Raw genomic sequence first — 14,656 nt, forward strand, 5'->3', positions numbered from 1 at the left:
TTTACCGCCTGCATGCTAAATGAGTTTATTCCGCAGATACTCACCAATTGCCACGCCCTCAACTAATGCGGGAACAATTTTGTGCAGGACTGTAGTACCGATACAACAATACCTTCAAGCGTGCGCTAGATTCGGCTAGTTTCGGCTACCCTCCGCCGGATGTTCTCCTGAAGTTTTCTAAACTGCAATATTTCTTTAAGCCAGCACCTGAGCGCCAAACCGATGCTTGACTTGAGTTTGTACAAGAGTATCTACTCAGCCTTTTACAATTCACAGTCGCACGCCCTGCCTGCGATGCCCCACCCTATCACTACCGAAACAAGGATCTAGTCGATGAACAACATGACCGACATGGGCGAACAGTTGGACGTCAAACTATTGCTGACCACCTTGATGGCGCTGAAAAAAGGCGACTTCTCGGTCCGCATGCCCTCGGACTGGACCGGGGTGTCCGGCAAGATCGCCGACACCCTCAACGACATCATCGAGACCAAGCAGAAGATGGTGGAGACGGTCACCGACGTGTCGCGCGTGGTGGGCCGCGAGGGCCACCTGACCCAGCGCGCCGACCTGCCGGGCGTGGTGGGTGGCTGGGCTACCATCATCAGCTCGGTCAACACCCTGATCGACGACCTGGTGCGCCCGACCACCGAAATGGCGCGCGTCATCGGCGCGGTGGCCAAGGGCGACCTGTCGCAGACCATGGCGCTGGAAGTGGACGGTCACCCGCTCAAGGGCCAGTACCTGCGCGCGGCGATGACCGCGAACACCATGGTGGAGCAGCTGTCCTCGTTCTCGTCCGAGGTGACGCGCGTGGCGCGCGAGGTGGGTACCGAGGGCAAGCTGGGCGGCCAGGCGCAGGTGAAGGGCGTGGCGGGTACCTGGAAGGACTTGACCGACTCGGTCAACTCGATGGCGGGCAACCTGACCTCCCAGGTGCGCAACATCGCGGAAGTGACCACCGCGGTGGCGAACGGCGACCTGTCCAAGAAGATTACCGTGGACGTGCGCGGCGAGATCCTGCAGCTGAAGGACACCATCAACGTCATGGTGGACCAGCTGCGCTCCTTCGCATCGGAAGTGACGCGCGTGGCGCGCGAGGTGGGCACCGAAGGTAAACTCGGCGGCCAGGCCTACGTGCCGGGCGTGGGCGGCACCTGGAAGGACTTGACCGACAACGTGAACTTCATGGCCTCGAACCTGACGGGCCAGGTGCGTAACATCGCGGCGGTGACCACCGCGGTGGCGAACGGCGACCTGTCCAAGAAGATTACCGTGGACGTGAAGGGCGAGATTCTCGAACTGAAGAACACCATCAACGTGATGGTGGACCAGCTGTCCTCGTTCGCATCCGAGGTGACCCGCGTGGCGCGCGAGGTGGGTACCGAGGGCAAGCTGGGCGGCCAGGCGCAGGTGAAGGGCGTGGGCGGCACCTGGAAGGACTTGACCGACTCGGTGAACTCGATGGCGGGCAACCTGACCGGCCAGGTGCGTAACATCGCGGACGTGACCACCGCGGTGGCGAACGGCGACTTGTCCAAGAAGATTACCGTGGACGTGAAGGGCGAGATTCTCGAACTGAAGAACACCATCAACGTGATGGTCGACCAGCTGAACTCCTTCGCATCCGAGGTGACCCGCGTGGCGCGCGAGGTGGGTACCGAGGGCCGCCTGGGCGGCCAGGCGAACGTGCCGGGTGTTGCGGGCACGTGGAAAGACTTGACCGACAACGTGAACTTCATGGCGGGTAACCTGACCGGCCAGGTGCGCAACATCGCGGAAGTGACCACCGCGGTGGCGAACGGCGACCTGTCCAAGAAGATTACCGTGGACGTGAAGGGCGAGATCCTCGAACTGAAGAACACCATCAACGTCATGGTGGACCAGCTGTCCTCGTTCGCATCCGAGGTGACCCGTGTGGCGCGCGAGGTGGGCACCGAAGGTAAACTCGGCGGCCAGGCCTACGTGCCGGGCGTGGGCGGCACCTGGAAGGACTTGACCGACAACGTGAACTTCATGGCCTCTAACCTGACCGGCCAGGTGCGTAACATCGCGGCGGTGACCACCGCGGTGGCGCGCGGTGACCTGTCCAAGAAGATTACCGTGGACGTGAAGGGCGAGATTCTCGAACTGAAAGACACCATCAACGTGATGGTGGACCAGCTGTCCTCGTTCGCATCCGAGGTGACCCGCGTCGCCCGTGAGGTGGGCACCGAAGGTAAACTCGGCGGCCAGGCGAACGTGTCCGGCGTGGCGGGTACCTGGAAGGACTTGACCGAGAACGTCAACCAGCTGGCGGCGAACCTGACCAACCAGATGCGTGCGATCGGCGAGGTGGCGACGGCGGTGACCCGCGGCGACTTGTCGCGTTCCATCCAGGTGGAAGCGCGCGGCGAGGTGTCCTACCTGAAGGACAACATCAACGAGATGATTCGCAACCTGAAGGAAACCACGCAGAAGAACGCGCAGCAGGACTGGCTGAAAACCAACCTGGCGCGCTTCACCCGCCTGCTGCAGGGCCAGCGCGACCTGCAGGCGGTCACCAAGCTGATCCTGTCCGAGCTGGCGCCGCTGGTCTCGGCCCACCACGGCGTGTTCTACATGATGGACTCGCAGGAGACCGATGCGCGCCTGCGCATGATCGCCTCGTACGGCTACCGTTCCAGCCGCAAGCTGCCGACCTCCTTCCTGCCGGGCGAAGGCCTGGTGGGCCAGTGCGCGCTGGAGAAGACCCGCATCTGGCTGACCGACGTGCCGCGCGACTACATCGTGGTCTCGTCCGGCCTGGGCTCGGCGCCGCCGAACAACATCGTGGTGCTGCCGATCCTGTTCGAACAGCAGGTCAAGGCGGTCATCGAGATCGCTTCGCTCGACCGCTTCACCGAGACCCACCTGTCCTTCCTCGACCAGCTGATGGAATCGATCGGCGTGGTGCTGAACACCATCGAGGCGAACAGCCGTACGGAATCGCTGCTGACCCAGTCGCAGTCGCTGGCGCAGGAACTGCAGCAGACCAACCAGGAACTGGCGGAAAAGGCGCGCCTGCTGTCCGAGCAGAACATCGAGGTGGAACGCAAGAACCGCGAGGTGGAACAGGCCAAGCTGGCGCTGGAAGAAAAGGCGACCCAGCTGGCGCTGTCGTCCAAGTACAAGTCCGAGTTCCTGGCAAATATGTCGCACGAACTGAGGACGCCGCTGAACTCGCTCCTGATCCTGGCGCAGCAGCTCTCGGATAACCCCGAGGGCAACCTGTCGGGCAAGCAGGTGGAATTCGCGAAGACCATCCACGGCTCCGGTTCCGACCTGCTGACCCTGATCAACGACATTCTCGATCTGTCGAAGATCGAATCCGGTACCGTCACGCTCGACGTGTCCGAATACCGCTTCTCGAACCTGCGCAACTACGTGGACCGCACCTTCCGCCACATGGCCGAAGCCAAGCACCTCGGCTTCCAGGTCGAGCTGGCGGACAACCTGCCGACCGCGGTGATGACCGACACCACGCGCCTGCAGCAGGTCCTGAAGAACCTGCTGTCGAACGCGTTCAAGTTCACCAGCCACGGCCATGTCGACCTGACCATCAGCCTGGTCAACAGCGGCTGGACCGCCGACCACCCGAACCTGGTGCACGCCGATGCGGTGCTGGCCTTCTCGGTGCGCGACACCGGCGTCGGCATCCCGTCCGACAAGCTGCAGCTGATCTTCGAGGCCTTCCAGCAGGCCGACGGCTCGACCGCGCGCAAATACGGCGGCACCGGCCTGGGCCTGTCGATTTCGCGCGAACTGGCGCGCCTGCTGGGCGGCGAGATTCGCGTGGAGTCGACCGTCAACGTCGGGTCGACCTTCACGCTGTACCTGCCGTACAACCGCGCCGGCTTCGTCAACTACGAGCAGGCGCGCCAACCGCAGCCAGCCCGCCTGGCGCCGCCGCCGGCCCTGAAGCCGGTGAGCTACCAGGCCGCAGCCCAGGCCACCACCGACCTGGCCACCGTCGATGCGCTGGACACCGGCTCGCTGGTGGAATACTCCTCGGTGCTGGACGACCGCGGCCTGGTGACCCCGGGCGACCCGTCGGTGCTGATCGTGGAAGACGACGAGCGCTTCGCCAAGGTGCTGCTCGACTTCGCCCGCGAGAAGAACTTCAAGGGCATCGTCACCCAGCGCGGCGACTCGGCGCTGTCGCTGGCGCGCGACTACCTGCCGTCCGCGATCCTGCTCGACATCGATCTGCCGGATATCGACGGCTTCACGGTGCTGGATCGCCTCAAGCGCGACCCGAACACCCGCCACATCCCGGTGCACGTGATGTCCTCGCTGCGCGAGCGCGAGCGCGCGCTGCGCCAGGGTGCGATCTCGTACATCAACAAGCCGGTCAGCCGCGACGCGCTGCAGGAAGAGTTCAAGCGCATCCAGAAGTTCCTGATGGGCGGCAAACGCTCGCTGCTGGTGGTCGAAGACGACATGGCACAGCGCGAATCGATCGTCTCGCTGATCGGCAACGCCGACATCCACATGGTCACCGTGGATACCGGCGCCGCCGCCCTCGAGGCGCTGGAAAGCGCGCGCTTCGACTGCATGGTGCTGGACCTGACCCTGCCGGACATCTCGGGCTTCGACCTGCTGGATCGTATCGGCGCCAACGAGCGCCTGCGCGACCTCCCGGTGGTGATCTACACCGCCAAGGAGCTGTCGCGCAAGGAAGTTACCAAGCTCAAGCGCTATGCGAAGACCATCGTCATGAAGGACGCGCGCTCGCCGGAACGCCTGCTGGACGAGACCGCGCTGTTCCTGCACCGTTCGCAGGCCAGCCTGCCGGAGCAGCAGCGCCGCATGCTGGAAGAGATCCACGCCCTCGACGGCGGCCTGGCCGGCCGCAAGGTCCTGATCGTCGACGACGACCTGCGCAACATCTTTGCCCTGTCCACGCTGCTGGAGCGCCAGCAGATGCAGGTGCTGTTCGCCGAGAACGGCCGCGACGGCATCGAGGTGCTCGAGAAGGACCCGACCATCGAGATCGTCCTGATGGACATCATGATGCCGGAGATGGACGGCTACGACACGATGCGGGCGATCCGCCGCATCCCGAAGTTCCGCTCGCTGCCGATCATCACCCTGACCGCGAAGGCGATGAAGGGTGACCGCGACAAGTGCATTGCCGCCGGCGCCTCCGACTACATCACCAAGCCGGTCGACGTGGCCCAGCTGCTGTCGATGATGCGGGTTTGGCTCCATTGAGGGTAGCACTGATGGGCGAATCGAGCGTCTGGTCGGGCTTTGCCGGACTTGCCGACCTGCAGGCCACCGAGGAACTCGAAATCGAGCTGCTGCTGGAAGCCGTCTACCAGCGCTTCGGTTTCGATTTCCGCGGCTATGCGCGGCCCGCGCTGCGCGAGCGGCTGCTGGCCCTGCTGCGCGCGCGCGGGCTGGGCACCATCTCCAGCCTGCAGGAGCGGGTGCTGCACGAAGCCGGGGTGGCGCAGGACGTGGTACGGTCGCTGGGGGTGCCGAAGGCAGAGCTGTTCGACCTGCCCGCCGACACCCGCCGCCTGCGCACCGCGCTGGGCGACAGCCTGCGCCCGACCGCCCTGCCCAAGGTGTGGCTGGCCGAGCCGGCCGGCGTGGCCGAAGCCTGGACGCTGGCGATCGTGCTGGCCGAGGAAAAGCTGTACGGCCGCACCGAGGTGTTCGCGACCCTGGCCAGCGACGAGCTGCTGTTGGAGGCGCGCAGCGCCAGCCTGCCCGTGGCCCAGCTGGCGCAGTCGCAGGCCCAGTACGAGGCCAGCGGCGGCAGCGGCCGCCTCAGCGATTACTTCGAAGTGTCGGGCGGCGAGGCGCGCCTGCTGCCGCGCCTGCGCGAACGCATCACCTGGGCGCAATACAGCCTGGTGACGGACGCCTCGTTCAACGAGTTCCACGGCATCGTCTGCCGCCGCGCCCTGCCCGACTTCGGACCGCTGCTGCGCCAGCGCGTGCTGCGCCTGTTCCGCGACAGCCTGTCGCTGTTCGGGGTGCTGGGGCTGGACCGCGAGCTGGGTTCCACCGATGCGGCGGCCGACGATTACCAGCCGCTGTTCGACGGCGGCGCGTGGTACAAGCGGGTGCGCTGAGCAAGGCCGGCAAGCGCCGGCTTTTTTTGACCTGCGCTAGCCCTTGTGCGCCGCCGCGATGCGGTCGCGCCATGCCTGCAGGTGCGCCATCCCTTCCGCGCCCGGCCGGAACTTCAGCAGGCCGCGCGCGAATTCCAGTGCGCAGAAGGCCGTGATGTCGGCGATCGTGAAGCGCTGCCCGGCCACGTAGGGCTGCCGGGCCAGCTCGCCATCGAGCCAGCGCGCCGTCGCGCGCATCCTGGCGCCTTGCGCCGCGCCGAAGTCCGGAAACTGCGGCTGCTCCAGCACCGCCAGCCCGGGGTGGGTATGGCGCACGCACAGCGCCGTCTCCAGCATCAGGTGCAGTTCCATGCGGCGGTCGGCCATTTCGATGAAGGCGCGCTCGGTGGCGTCGACGCCCATCAGGTTCGGCTCGCGGTACAAGCCTTCGAGGTAGGTGCAGATCGCCCGGGTCTCGCTGAGCGCGCGGCCGTCGTCGAGGACCAGCACCGGAACCCGCGCCATCGGATTCAGGGCCAGGAATTCGTCCGTGCGGTGGCCGCCGGCGTTCAGGTCGACGTCGACCAGTTCGATGCCGTCGATGCCTTTCGCGGCCATGAACATGGCGACGCGGCGCGGGTTCGGCGCACGGGGGCTGGTGTACAGGCGCATCCCGATCCTTTCGTCATGATGGAGAAGCGCCCATCATAGCCCGTCTTGAAGCGCCTCCGGCGGCTACGGTGTCAGGCCGGCTCGATCAGCGCCGCCCTGCCCGCCTGCGCGCGCGCGGCCGCCATCCAGGCCGCGATGGCGTCCGCGCAGCCGGGCGGCAGGTGCAGGCCGAGCTTGCTGCGCCGCCACAGCACGTCCTCGGCGCAGCCGGCCCATTCGTGGCGCATCAGGTAGCGCAGCTCGGCGGCGTACAGGCCGGGCGCCACCTCGTCGCCCAGGTCGTCCAGGCACGTGGCCCCCGCCAGCAGGATCTCGACCCGGGTACCGTAGGCGCGCGCCCAGCGCAGCGCCAGGCTGCCGGGCAGCCACGGGTGGCGGCGCCCGAGCGCGCCCACCCAGCGGTCGAATTCGAGCACCGCCCGGCTGCCTGGTGTGCTGCCGAACAGGTCGCCGCCCGGCAGCACGGCCCGCGCCGTCCATCCGGGCCGGGTCCGTCCGAGCGCGCCGGCGACCCAGTCCGCCGCTTCCTCGGCCAGCCTGCGGTAGGTGGTGATCTTGCCGCCGAACACGGACAGCAGCGGCGCGCCCGCACTGTCGCGGCCGAGCAGGTAGTCGCGCGTGGCCGCGCTGGCGCTGGCCGCCTCGTCCTCGAGCAGGGGGCGCACCCCGGAATAGCTCCATACCACGTCGGCCGGCGCGATCTGGCGCCGGAAGTAGCGGTTGGCGAGCTCGCACAGGTAGGCGGTCTCGGTGCCGGCAATCGCGACCGTGTCGGGGTCGCCCTGGAACTCGACGTCGGTGGTGCCGATGAGGGTAAATGCGCCTTCGTAGGGCATCGCGAACACGATGCGGCCGTCCGGGTGCTGGAAAATGTAGGCGTACTTGTGCTCGAACAGGCGCGGCACCACGATGTGGCTGCCCTTGACCAGGCGCAGGCGCCGCCGGGGCGCGGCCCCGGTGGCGGCCCGGGCCACCTGCGCCGCCCACGGGCCGGCGGCATTTACCAGGCACCGCGCGCGTACCCGCATGCTGCGCTGCCGGCCGCCTTCGTCCTGCCCCAGGGTCGCGGTCCAGTGCCCGGGATGGCGCTCGAAGGCCGTGCAGCGCGTGTGGGTCAGCACCGTGGCGCCGCGTTCGTGGGCGTCGAGCGCGTTGAGCACCACCAGCCGGGCATCGTCGACCCAGCCGTCGGAATACACGAAGCCGCGCCTGAATGCCGGCTTGAGGGCGCCGCCGGCCTGGTGCGCGGCCAGCTCGACCGCGCTCGAGGGGGGCAGGAAGGCGCGCGGCGCCAGCCGGTCATACAGGAACAGGCCGGCACGGATCAGCCAGGCCGGCCGCTGGCTGCTGTCGTGCGGCATCACGAAGCGCAGCGGATGCATGATGTGCGCTGCGCTGCACAGCAGTACTTCACGTTCGGCCAGCGCCTTGCGCACCAGGCCGAATTCGCGGTGCTCGAGGTAGCGCAGGCCGCCGTGAATCAGCTTGCTCGATGCCGAGGACGTATGCGCGCCGAGGTCGTCCTTCTCGCACAGCAGCACGCGCATGCCGCGTCCGGCCAGGTCGCGCGCGATGCCGGCGCCGTTGATGCCGCCGCCCACGACCAGCACGTCGCATTCCCGCAGGGCGTCCGCCCCGGCATCCGCATCGCTCCGGTACGCATCCTTCATATCGCCTCCTGTGTGCGGGCGGGGCCCGCCTAGCCGGTCCAGTGTAAGAACCCGGCAGCAGCGCGTCTTTGCTTGCATCAATTATGCTGAGAATGCCGGCGTCCGTGTGTAAAATCGGCACATGCACATTTCATCCAGCGCCGACGTGCGCGCCTGGGTCCGCATGCCTTCCGGAAAGCGACTGGACCTGCTCAACCCGACTCCTTTCGACTGGGACGACGCCGACCTGGCGCTCGGCCTGGCCCGCACCTACCGCTGGGGCGGGCATTCGGCCTGGCCGCTGCCCCTGTCGGTGGCCCAGCATTCGCTCAGCGTGATGCTGCTGCGGCGCACGCTCAGCCCCCGGCCGACTGCCCTGCAGGACCTGCGCGAACTGCTGCACGACGCCGAGGAAGGCCTGCTCGGCTTCGATGCCATCTCGGTGATCAAGCCCTTCCTGGGCGAGGGCTTCCACGCGCTGACCAGGCGCCTGGAGCAGATGGTGTTCGTGCGCTACGGCTTGCCGGCCTGGACCGAAAGGGAGCACCGGCTGCACAAGCAGGCTGACCGCCTGGCCGCGGCGAGCGAAGCGGTGCACGTCACCGGCTGGACCCACGATGAAGTGCGGCGCACGCTGAAGATCCGCGCAGCGGTGCTGGAACAGGACCCGCTGGCGGCGCGGTACGGCTGCACGCCGTGGGAGCCGTGGCCGCCGGGCCTGGCCGCGGAGCGCTTCCTGGCCGAACTGGAACGGCTCAAGCACGAGGCCGGCAATGCAGCAGCCTGACGAAGCCATCGCGCGCGCCGCCGCGCTGTTGCACGAGGCCGACGGCCTGCTGGTGGCGGCCGGCGCCGGCATGGGCGTGGACTCGGGCCTGCCCGATTTTCGCGGCGCCGAAGGATTCTGGCGCGCCTACCCGCCGCTGCGGCGGCTCGGACTGGCCTTCCACGAGATGGCCTGTCCGGATACCTTCGACAGCGATGCACGCCTGGCCTGGGGCTTCTATGGCCACCGCCTGGCCCTGTACCGGGCCACCGCGCCGCACCCGGGCTTCGCCATCCTGCGCGCGCTTGGGGCGCGCATGGCGCACGGTAGCTTCGTGTTCACCAGCAACGTCGATGGCCAGTTCCAGCGCGCCGGTTTCGACCCGGGCGGCGTCGTCGAATGCCATGGCTCGATCCACCACCTGCAGTGCACCCGGCCATGCTGCAACGTCGTGTGGCCGGCCGACGCGCTCGTCCCCGAGGTCGACATGGCATCCTGCCGGCTCGTTTCCGCCCTGCCACACTGCCCGCGCTGCGGCGCGCTGGCGCGCCCGAACATCCTGATGTTCAATGACGGCGCCTGGCTGCCGGAGCGCAGCGACGCACAATACGCGCGACTGGCGCGCTGGCGCGGCGGCGTGCGCCGCCCCGCCGTGATCGAAATCGGCGCCGGGACCGACATCCCATCGGTGCGCAGGATGGGGGAATCGCAGGGGGCCCCGCTGATCCGCATCAATCCGCGCGAGGCCGCGGTGCGCGACGGCGTCGGGCTGGAGATGAACGCCCTGCCGGCCCTGCGCCTGCTGGCGGCAGCACTAAAGATTGACACGAATCAATCCTGAAAGATAAACCATTGATTTTATTGAAAATTCCCCAATATCCACAAGAACTGTGGATAAAGTTGTGGAAAAGCACCACTTGACAAGCCGAAAGGCCAGTAATGGTGCGGGTTTCAACAAAATGCCCGTTCCGCAGGCAAATTGAAATCCGCTAAAAATCAATGACTTAGCGCTGCACTCCTTGCCTACCGTGCGAGCATGTACGGCAAATTCCTACAAAAACCCTGCGCAGGGGATAAGTCGCTAACGTGGTCCGATCTCCCGTCATTTCCACGCGTTGCGGGCGCGCTCCCTGACCAGCATCCGCACGCTGTCCGGCACCGGCTTGCGCAGCTGCGGCGTGTCCGCGCTGAGCCAGGTCGTCTCCTCGAAATGCTTGAGCATGGCCGGCGTGATGAAGCGGGTGCGCGCCGCGTACACGTGGCGGTCGCCGGTCGCGGCCTGCTGCTTGATGAAGAAACGGTTCGGCACCACCAGTTGCAGGTGCTCGCGGGCGCGCGTCATCGCCACGTAGAGCAGGCGCCGCTCCTCTTCGATATCGTCGTTATTGCCAGTGCTCATGTCCGACGGAATGCAGCCGTCCACCACGTTCAGGACGGTCACGGATTTCCATTCCTGGCCCTTGCTCGAGTGGATGGTCGACAGGATCACGTAGTCTTCGTCGAGCAGCGGCGGGCCGGCGCGGTCGCTGGTGGCCTCGGGCGGATCGAGCGTGATCTCGGCCAGGAAGCTCTCGCGGGTGGCATGGCCGCCGGCCAGCGCGGCCAGCTGCTCGACGTCGGCGGCGCGCACCTGGGCATCGTCGTACATGCGTTCCAGGTGCGGCAAATACCATTGCTTGACGAGCTCGATGTCGGCCGGCCAGCGCAGGCCGGGTGTGCGCAGGCGCCGGTACAGCGCGCCGAACGCCGCCCAGTCGTCCAGGCTCTTGCCCGGGACCGCGAAAGCTTCGACCGCGGCGGCCGGATCGGTCGCTTCGGCCACCGCATCCAGCAGGCGGCTGGCAGTGGCCGGGCCGATACCCGGGACCAGCTGGGCGACGCGGAAACCCGCCATGCGTCCGTTCGGGTTCTGGGCGAAGCGCAGCACGGCCAGCACGTCCTTGATGTGGGCGGCCTCGAGGAACTTCAGGCCGCCGAACTTCACGAAGGGGATGTTACGGCGCATCAGTTCCAGTTCCAGCGCGGCGCTGTGGCTGGCCGCGCGGAACAGCACCGCCTGCGACTTCAGGGCGATGCCCGTCTCGCGCTGCTCGAGGATCCGGTTGCAGGTCCAGCGTGCCTGCTCGGCCTCGTCGGGGATCAGGACCAGTTGCGGCTTGAGGCTGGACGCCTTGTCGGTCCACAGGGTCTTGGCATGGCGCTCGCGCGCGCCGGCGATGACGGCATTCGAGGCGTCCAGGATCGGCTGGGTCGAGCGGTAGTTGCGCTCCAGGGTGATCACCTGCGCGGGCTGCGAGAACTGCTTCGGGAAATCGAGGATGTTGCGCACCGTGGCGCCGCGGAAGGCGTAGATCGACTGCGCATCGTCGCCGACCACCATCACGCCCTCGCCGCCCGGCTTCATGCCCGTGATGATCGATGCCTGCAGGCGGTTGGTGTCCTGGTATTCGTCGACCAGCACGTGGTCGAACAGGGCGCCGAGCTCGGGGCCGAGCTCCGGGTCGGCCGCCATCTCGGCCCAGAACAGCAGCAGGTCGTCGTAGTCGAGGACGTTCTGCTCCTGCTTGGCATCGACGTAGGCGCCGAACAGGGTCTTCAGTTGCGCTTCCCACTCGCTGCACCAGGGGAAGGTGGACTGCAACACGTCCTGGAGCGGTGCGCGGCTGTTCACCACCCGCGAATAAATCGACAGGCAGGTACCCTTCAGCGGAAAGCGCTTGGCAAGGCTGGACAGGCCGATCTCGTGGCGCACCAGTCCCATCAGGTCTTCCGAGTCGCCGCGGTCGTGGATGGTAAAGGATTCGTCCAGGCCGATGCGGCCGGCATACTGCCGCAGCAGGCGCGCGCCGATCGCGTGGAAGGTACCGGCCCACGGCAGCGCCACCGGCGCCGCGTTCAGGCCGCCAGCCCCGCCCTTTCCGAGCAGGCGCTGCAGTACGCCGCTGGCGCGCTGGCTCATCTCGCCGGCGGCACGCCGCGAAAAGGTCAGCAGCAGGATGCGCTGGGGGTCGGCGCCGGACCCGATCAGCCGGGCGACGCGGTGCGCCAGCGTATTGGTCTTGCCCGACCCGGCGCCGGCCACCACTAGCAAGGGCCGCACGGTGGCCGCACCGAGGTCGTGCTCGACCGCCGCGCGCTGTTCCGGATTCAGGGCGGCGAAGGGGTCGTCGGTGGCGGGCTGGTCGAGAGCGGCGGACATGGGAGGGCGGAAGCTGGAAATGCCATACTGTACATTTATCCAGTACTCGTGTGCAAGCACCAAACAAGCGAAAGTCAAGGGCGCGCACGATTCAAACCGGCGCGTTTGAGGCGATCAGGTCATGGAAAACGTGCAGAAAGCGTGCTAAGTCGCTAATACTTAAAAGCTTTTCCGGATATCCACAAAGTCTGTGAATAACTATGTGGAAAAGCGGGGGCTTGACACGCGGAATGCGGCCATCTGTGCGGCTTTCAACAATTTGCCTATTGGGAAGGCAACCGCGATAGCCCCAGAAATCAAGGGTTTACGCATGCATGTCGCATACGCGGCACGCAAAAACCGAAAATTTTTTTTGGGAAATCTTTGTGCATAAGCTCTTGCGCGGCAGGCTCAGGCAACCGCCAGGTCCGGACCACTGCGCCGCCTGGCCGGGTCCAGCAGGACGCGCGCGATGATCCGTCCTTCGATCGCGTGCAGTTTGAGGTATTCGAGTGCGGACAGGGTGCCGGCGACGCGCGCCAGGGCGATTCCATCGTCCACGATCTCGCGCCGGCGCAGATCGCGCCGATGTTCGGTAGCCGGGGCGCCGGCGGCGCCATCTGGATTGCTCGGGGAGCTGTGAAGCGGATTCATCGTGCGCCTGACCTTTCCGTTGAGATAAAGGGTGCTGGGGCTGCGGGAAGTATGGGCGAAGCGCGAACAATGTCAATGTCAGATACGAATCAAATCGCTTTCTTCCTGAGCGTGCCTGGCGCACCGCCAGGCGCCAGCGCTGCGCCGCCCTGCGCGACGGCCGCCTACAATGGCCGCGTCACCCAACTGAGAGGACGCCATGAGCATGCACCACGATCCCGACCTGAATCCCGGCGACGACGCCGAGCCCGGCACCCCCGGCACCGGCGAAGACGTGTGCGACGCCTGCGCCGGCAGCGGCAAACTGTCCGACGGTAAACCCTGCCCGAACTGCGGCGGCACCGGCAAGGTCACCGAGGGGATCGGCGGCGGCTGAGCGCCGGGCGGAGCGTGGACAGGCACCCGGGGGAGCGGCGATAATCCGCGGATGCCCTCCCCGCTCCCGCCGCCGGTCCCCCACCGTCCCCGCCCCGCCTCGCTCGCCGACCTGTTCCTCGCGTTTACCGTCCTGGCCCTGCAGGGCTTCGGCGGCGTGCTGGCGGTCGTCCAGCGCGAACTGGTCGAGCGCAAGCGCTGGCTGACGCAGGAGGAATTCGTCGAAGACTGGGCGGTGGCGCAGATCATGCCGGGGCCGAACGTGGTCAACCTGTCGATCATGCTCGGCGCCCGCTGGTTCGGCCCCGCCGGGGCGCTTGCCGCGCTGGCCGGGCTGCTCGTGCTGCCGCTGGCCCTGGTGCTGCTGCTGGCGGCCTTCCATGCGCGCTACGCCGGCCATCCCGCCGTGGCCGGGGCGCTGCGCGGCATGGCGGCGGTCTCGGCCGGACTGATCGCCGCCACCGCCCTCAGGCTTTCCAGCGCGCTGGCAAAGAACCCGCTTCCCCTGTCCTGGTCGGCCGCGATCGCGGCCGCCGCCTTCGTGCTGCTGGCCTGGCTGCGCGTGCCGCTGGTGTGGGTGCTGCCATCCCTGGGCGGGCTTGGCTGCACGCTGGCCTGGCGCCGCCTGCGTCCATGACGCCCGTGCAGCTGGCGCTCGGATGGGACGACTGGTTGTCCCTGTTCGTGCACTTCCTGATGCTGTCCCTGATGCAGTTCGGCGGCGCCATTTCCGTCACCGCCGACATGCAGCGCTTGCTGGTCGAAGACGAAGGCTGGCTGAGTCAGTCGCAATTCAGCGATGCGATCGCGCTGGCGCAGGCGGCGCCGGGCCCGAACGTGTTGTTCGTGGCGCTGATGGGCTGGCACCTGGGCATGAACACCGGCAGCATGGCGGCCGCCTTCGCCGGCGTGGCCGTCACCATGACCGGCATCCTGCTGCCTTCCTCCATCCTCAACTACCAGGTCGCGCAGTGGGGGCACCGCAACCGCGAACTGCGCGCGGTGCGCGCCTTCCGCCTGGGCATGGCGCCGGTCGTGATCGGGATGCTGCTGGCCACCAGCTGGCTGCTGGCCAGCGCCGCGCCGGCGCGCAGCGGCTGGCCGCTCTGGCTGCTGGCGGGCGCGAGCTGCCTCCTCATCTGGCGCACCCGCCTGCACCTGCTGTGGATGCTGGGCGCCGGCGCCCTCATCGGCGCACTGCTGGGTATGCGCGGATGCGTATGACTGGCAAGCGCGTACGCGCCGAGGCATACTTGCGGCATTGACCACTCATCCA

General features: G+C 67.2%; 11 protein-coding genes. 7 read left to right on the top strand and 4 right to left on the bottom strand.

Translation table 11 applies throughout. From position 1 onward, the window contains the following. Positions 1-333: 333 nt before the first annotated feature. Both AB3347_RS19100 and AB3347_RS19105 read left to right on the top strand, forming a co-directional pair. Positions 334-5,235, top strand: a complete 4,902-nt coding sequence (locus AB3347_RS19100) for a response regulator (protein WP_369093291.1) — start codon at positions 334-336, stop codon at positions 5,233-5,235. An 11-nt stretch (positions 5,236-5,246) separates the two neighbouring features. Then, positions 5,247-6,107, top strand: a complete 861-nt coding sequence (locus AB3347_RS19105) for a CheR family methyltransferase (protein WP_369093292.1) — start codon at positions 5,247-5,249, stop codon at positions 6,105-6,107. Between the two features lie 36 nt (positions 6,108-6,143). On the opposite strand, the gene AB3347_RS19110 is transcribed toward AB3347_RS19105, so the two are convergent. Beyond that, a complete protein-coding gene (locus AB3347_RS19110; RefSeq protein WP_369093293.1) occupies positions 6,144-6,758 on the bottom strand; it encodes a glutathione S-transferase family protein in 615 nt (204 codons plus the stop codon). 71 nt (positions 6,759-6,829) lie between these two features. Further along, complete coding sequence (gene glpD / locus AB3347_RS19115) at positions 6,830-8,428, bottom strand: glycerol-3-phosphate dehydrogenase (RefSeq protein WP_369093294.1); 1,599 nt, start codon at positions 8,426-8,428, stop codon at positions 6,830-6,832. Positions 8,429-8,549: 121 nt separating this feature from the next. Between glpD and AB3347_RS19120 the strand changes: the two genes are divergently transcribed. Beyond that, positions 8,550-9,194, top strand: a complete 645-nt coding sequence (locus AB3347_RS19120) for a phosphohydrolase (RefSeq protein WP_369093295.1) — start codon at positions 8,550-8,552, stop codon at positions 9,192-9,194. Then, entirely contained in the window at positions 9,181-10,014 is an 834-nt protein-coding gene (locus tag AB3347_RS19125) for an NAD-dependent deacetylase (protein ID WP_369093296.1), read from the top strand. Before AB3347_RS19120 ends, AB3347_RS19125 begins: the two co-directional genes overlap by 14 nt. Positions 10,015-10,275: 261 nt before the next feature. Here the strand turns inward: AB3347_RS19125 and AB3347_RS19130 are convergent, their stop codons facing one another. After that, on the bottom strand, positions 10,276-12,372 hold the full coding sequence (locus tag AB3347_RS19130; protein ID WP_369093297.1) for an ATP-dependent helicase: 2,097 nt from the start codon (positions 12,370-12,372) through the stop codon (positions 10,276-10,278). Between the two features lie 390 nt (positions 12,373-12,762). After that, positions 12,763-13,005: a hypothetical protein gene (locus AB3347_RS19135; RefSeq protein WP_369093298.1), complete on the bottom strand. Its 243-nt coding sequence runs from the start codon at positions 13,003-13,005 to the stop codon at positions 12,763-12,765. A 199-nt stretch (positions 13,006-13,204) separates the two neighbouring features. Between AB3347_RS19135 and AB3347_RS19140 the strand changes: the two genes are divergently transcribed. Genes AB3347_RS19140 through AB3347_RS19150 form a run of 3 tightly spaced genes read left to right on the top strand, consistent with a single transcriptional unit; the run spans position 13,205 to position 14,604 of the window. Further along, positions 13,205-13,381, top strand: coding sequence for a hypothetical protein (locus AB3347_RS19140; protein WP_369093347.1), 177 nt, complete (start codon positions 13,205-13,207; stop codon positions 13,379-13,381). Positions 13,382-13,432: 51 nt separating this feature from the next. Further along, positions 13,433-14,017 carry a chromate transporter gene (locus tag AB3347_RS19145; RefSeq protein WP_369093299.1) on the top strand — a complete coding sequence of 195 codons (585 nt, stop codon included), beginning with the start codon at positions 13,433-13,435 and terminating at the stop codon, positions 14,015-14,017. Beyond that, complete coding sequence (locus tag AB3347_RS19150) at positions 14,014-14,604, top strand: chromate transporter (RefSeq protein WP_369093300.1); 591 nt, start codon at positions 14,014-14,016, stop codon at positions 14,602-14,604. Before AB3347_RS19145 ends, AB3347_RS19150 begins: the two co-directional genes overlap by 4 nt. The last annotated feature ends 52 nt before the right edge of the window (positions 14,605-14,656 follow it).

It is taken from the genome of Massilia sp. X63 (assembly GCF_041023745.1).
In the GTDB taxonomy this organism is placed as follows: domain Bacteria; phylum Pseudomonadota; class Gammaproteobacteria; order Burkholderiales; family Burkholderiaceae_D; genus Telluria.

Coding starts and splice junctions, on each gene's coding strand:
- AB3347_RS19140 (WP_369093347.1), top strand. CDS start 13,205: ATGAGCATGCACCACGATCCCGACCTGAATCCCGGCGACGACGCCGAG.
- AB3347_RS19145 (WP_369093299.1), top strand. CDS start 13,433: ATGCCCTCCCCGCTCCCGCCGCCGGTCCCCCACCGTCCCCGCCCCGCC.
- AB3347_RS19150 (WP_369093300.1), top strand. CDS start 14,014: ATGACGCCCGTGCAGCTGGCGCTCGGATGGGACGACTGGTTGTCCCTG.
- AB3347_RS19125 (WP_369093296.1), top strand. CDS start 9,181: ATGCAGCAGCCTGACGAAGCCATCGCGCGCGCCGCCGCGCTGTTGCAC.
- glpD (WP_369093294.1), bottom strand. CDS start 8,428: ATGAAGGATGCGTACCGGAGCGATGCGGATGCCGGGGCGGACGCCCTG.
- AB3347_RS19135 (WP_369093298.1), bottom strand. CDS start 13,005: ATGAATCCGCTTCACAGCTCCCCGAGCAATCCAGATGGCGCCGCCGGC.
- AB3347_RS19110 (WP_369093293.1), bottom strand. CDS start 6,758: ATGCGCCTGTACACCAGCCCCCGTGCGCCGAACCCGCGCCGCGTCGCC.
- AB3347_RS19105 (WP_369093292.1), top strand. CDS start 5,247: ATGGGCGAATCGAGCGTCTGGTCGGGCTTTGCCGGACTTGCCGACCTG.
- AB3347_RS19100 (WP_369093291.1), top strand. CDS start 334: ATGAACAACATGACCGACATGGGCGAACAGTTGGACGTCAAACTATTG.
- AB3347_RS19130 (WP_369093297.1), bottom strand. CDS start 12,372: ATGTCCGCCGCTCTCGACCAGCCCGCCACCGACGACCCCTTCGCCGCC.
- AB3347_RS19120 (WP_369093295.1), top strand. CDS start 8,550: ATGCACATTTCATCCAGCGCCGACGTGCGCGCCTGGGTCCGCATGCCT.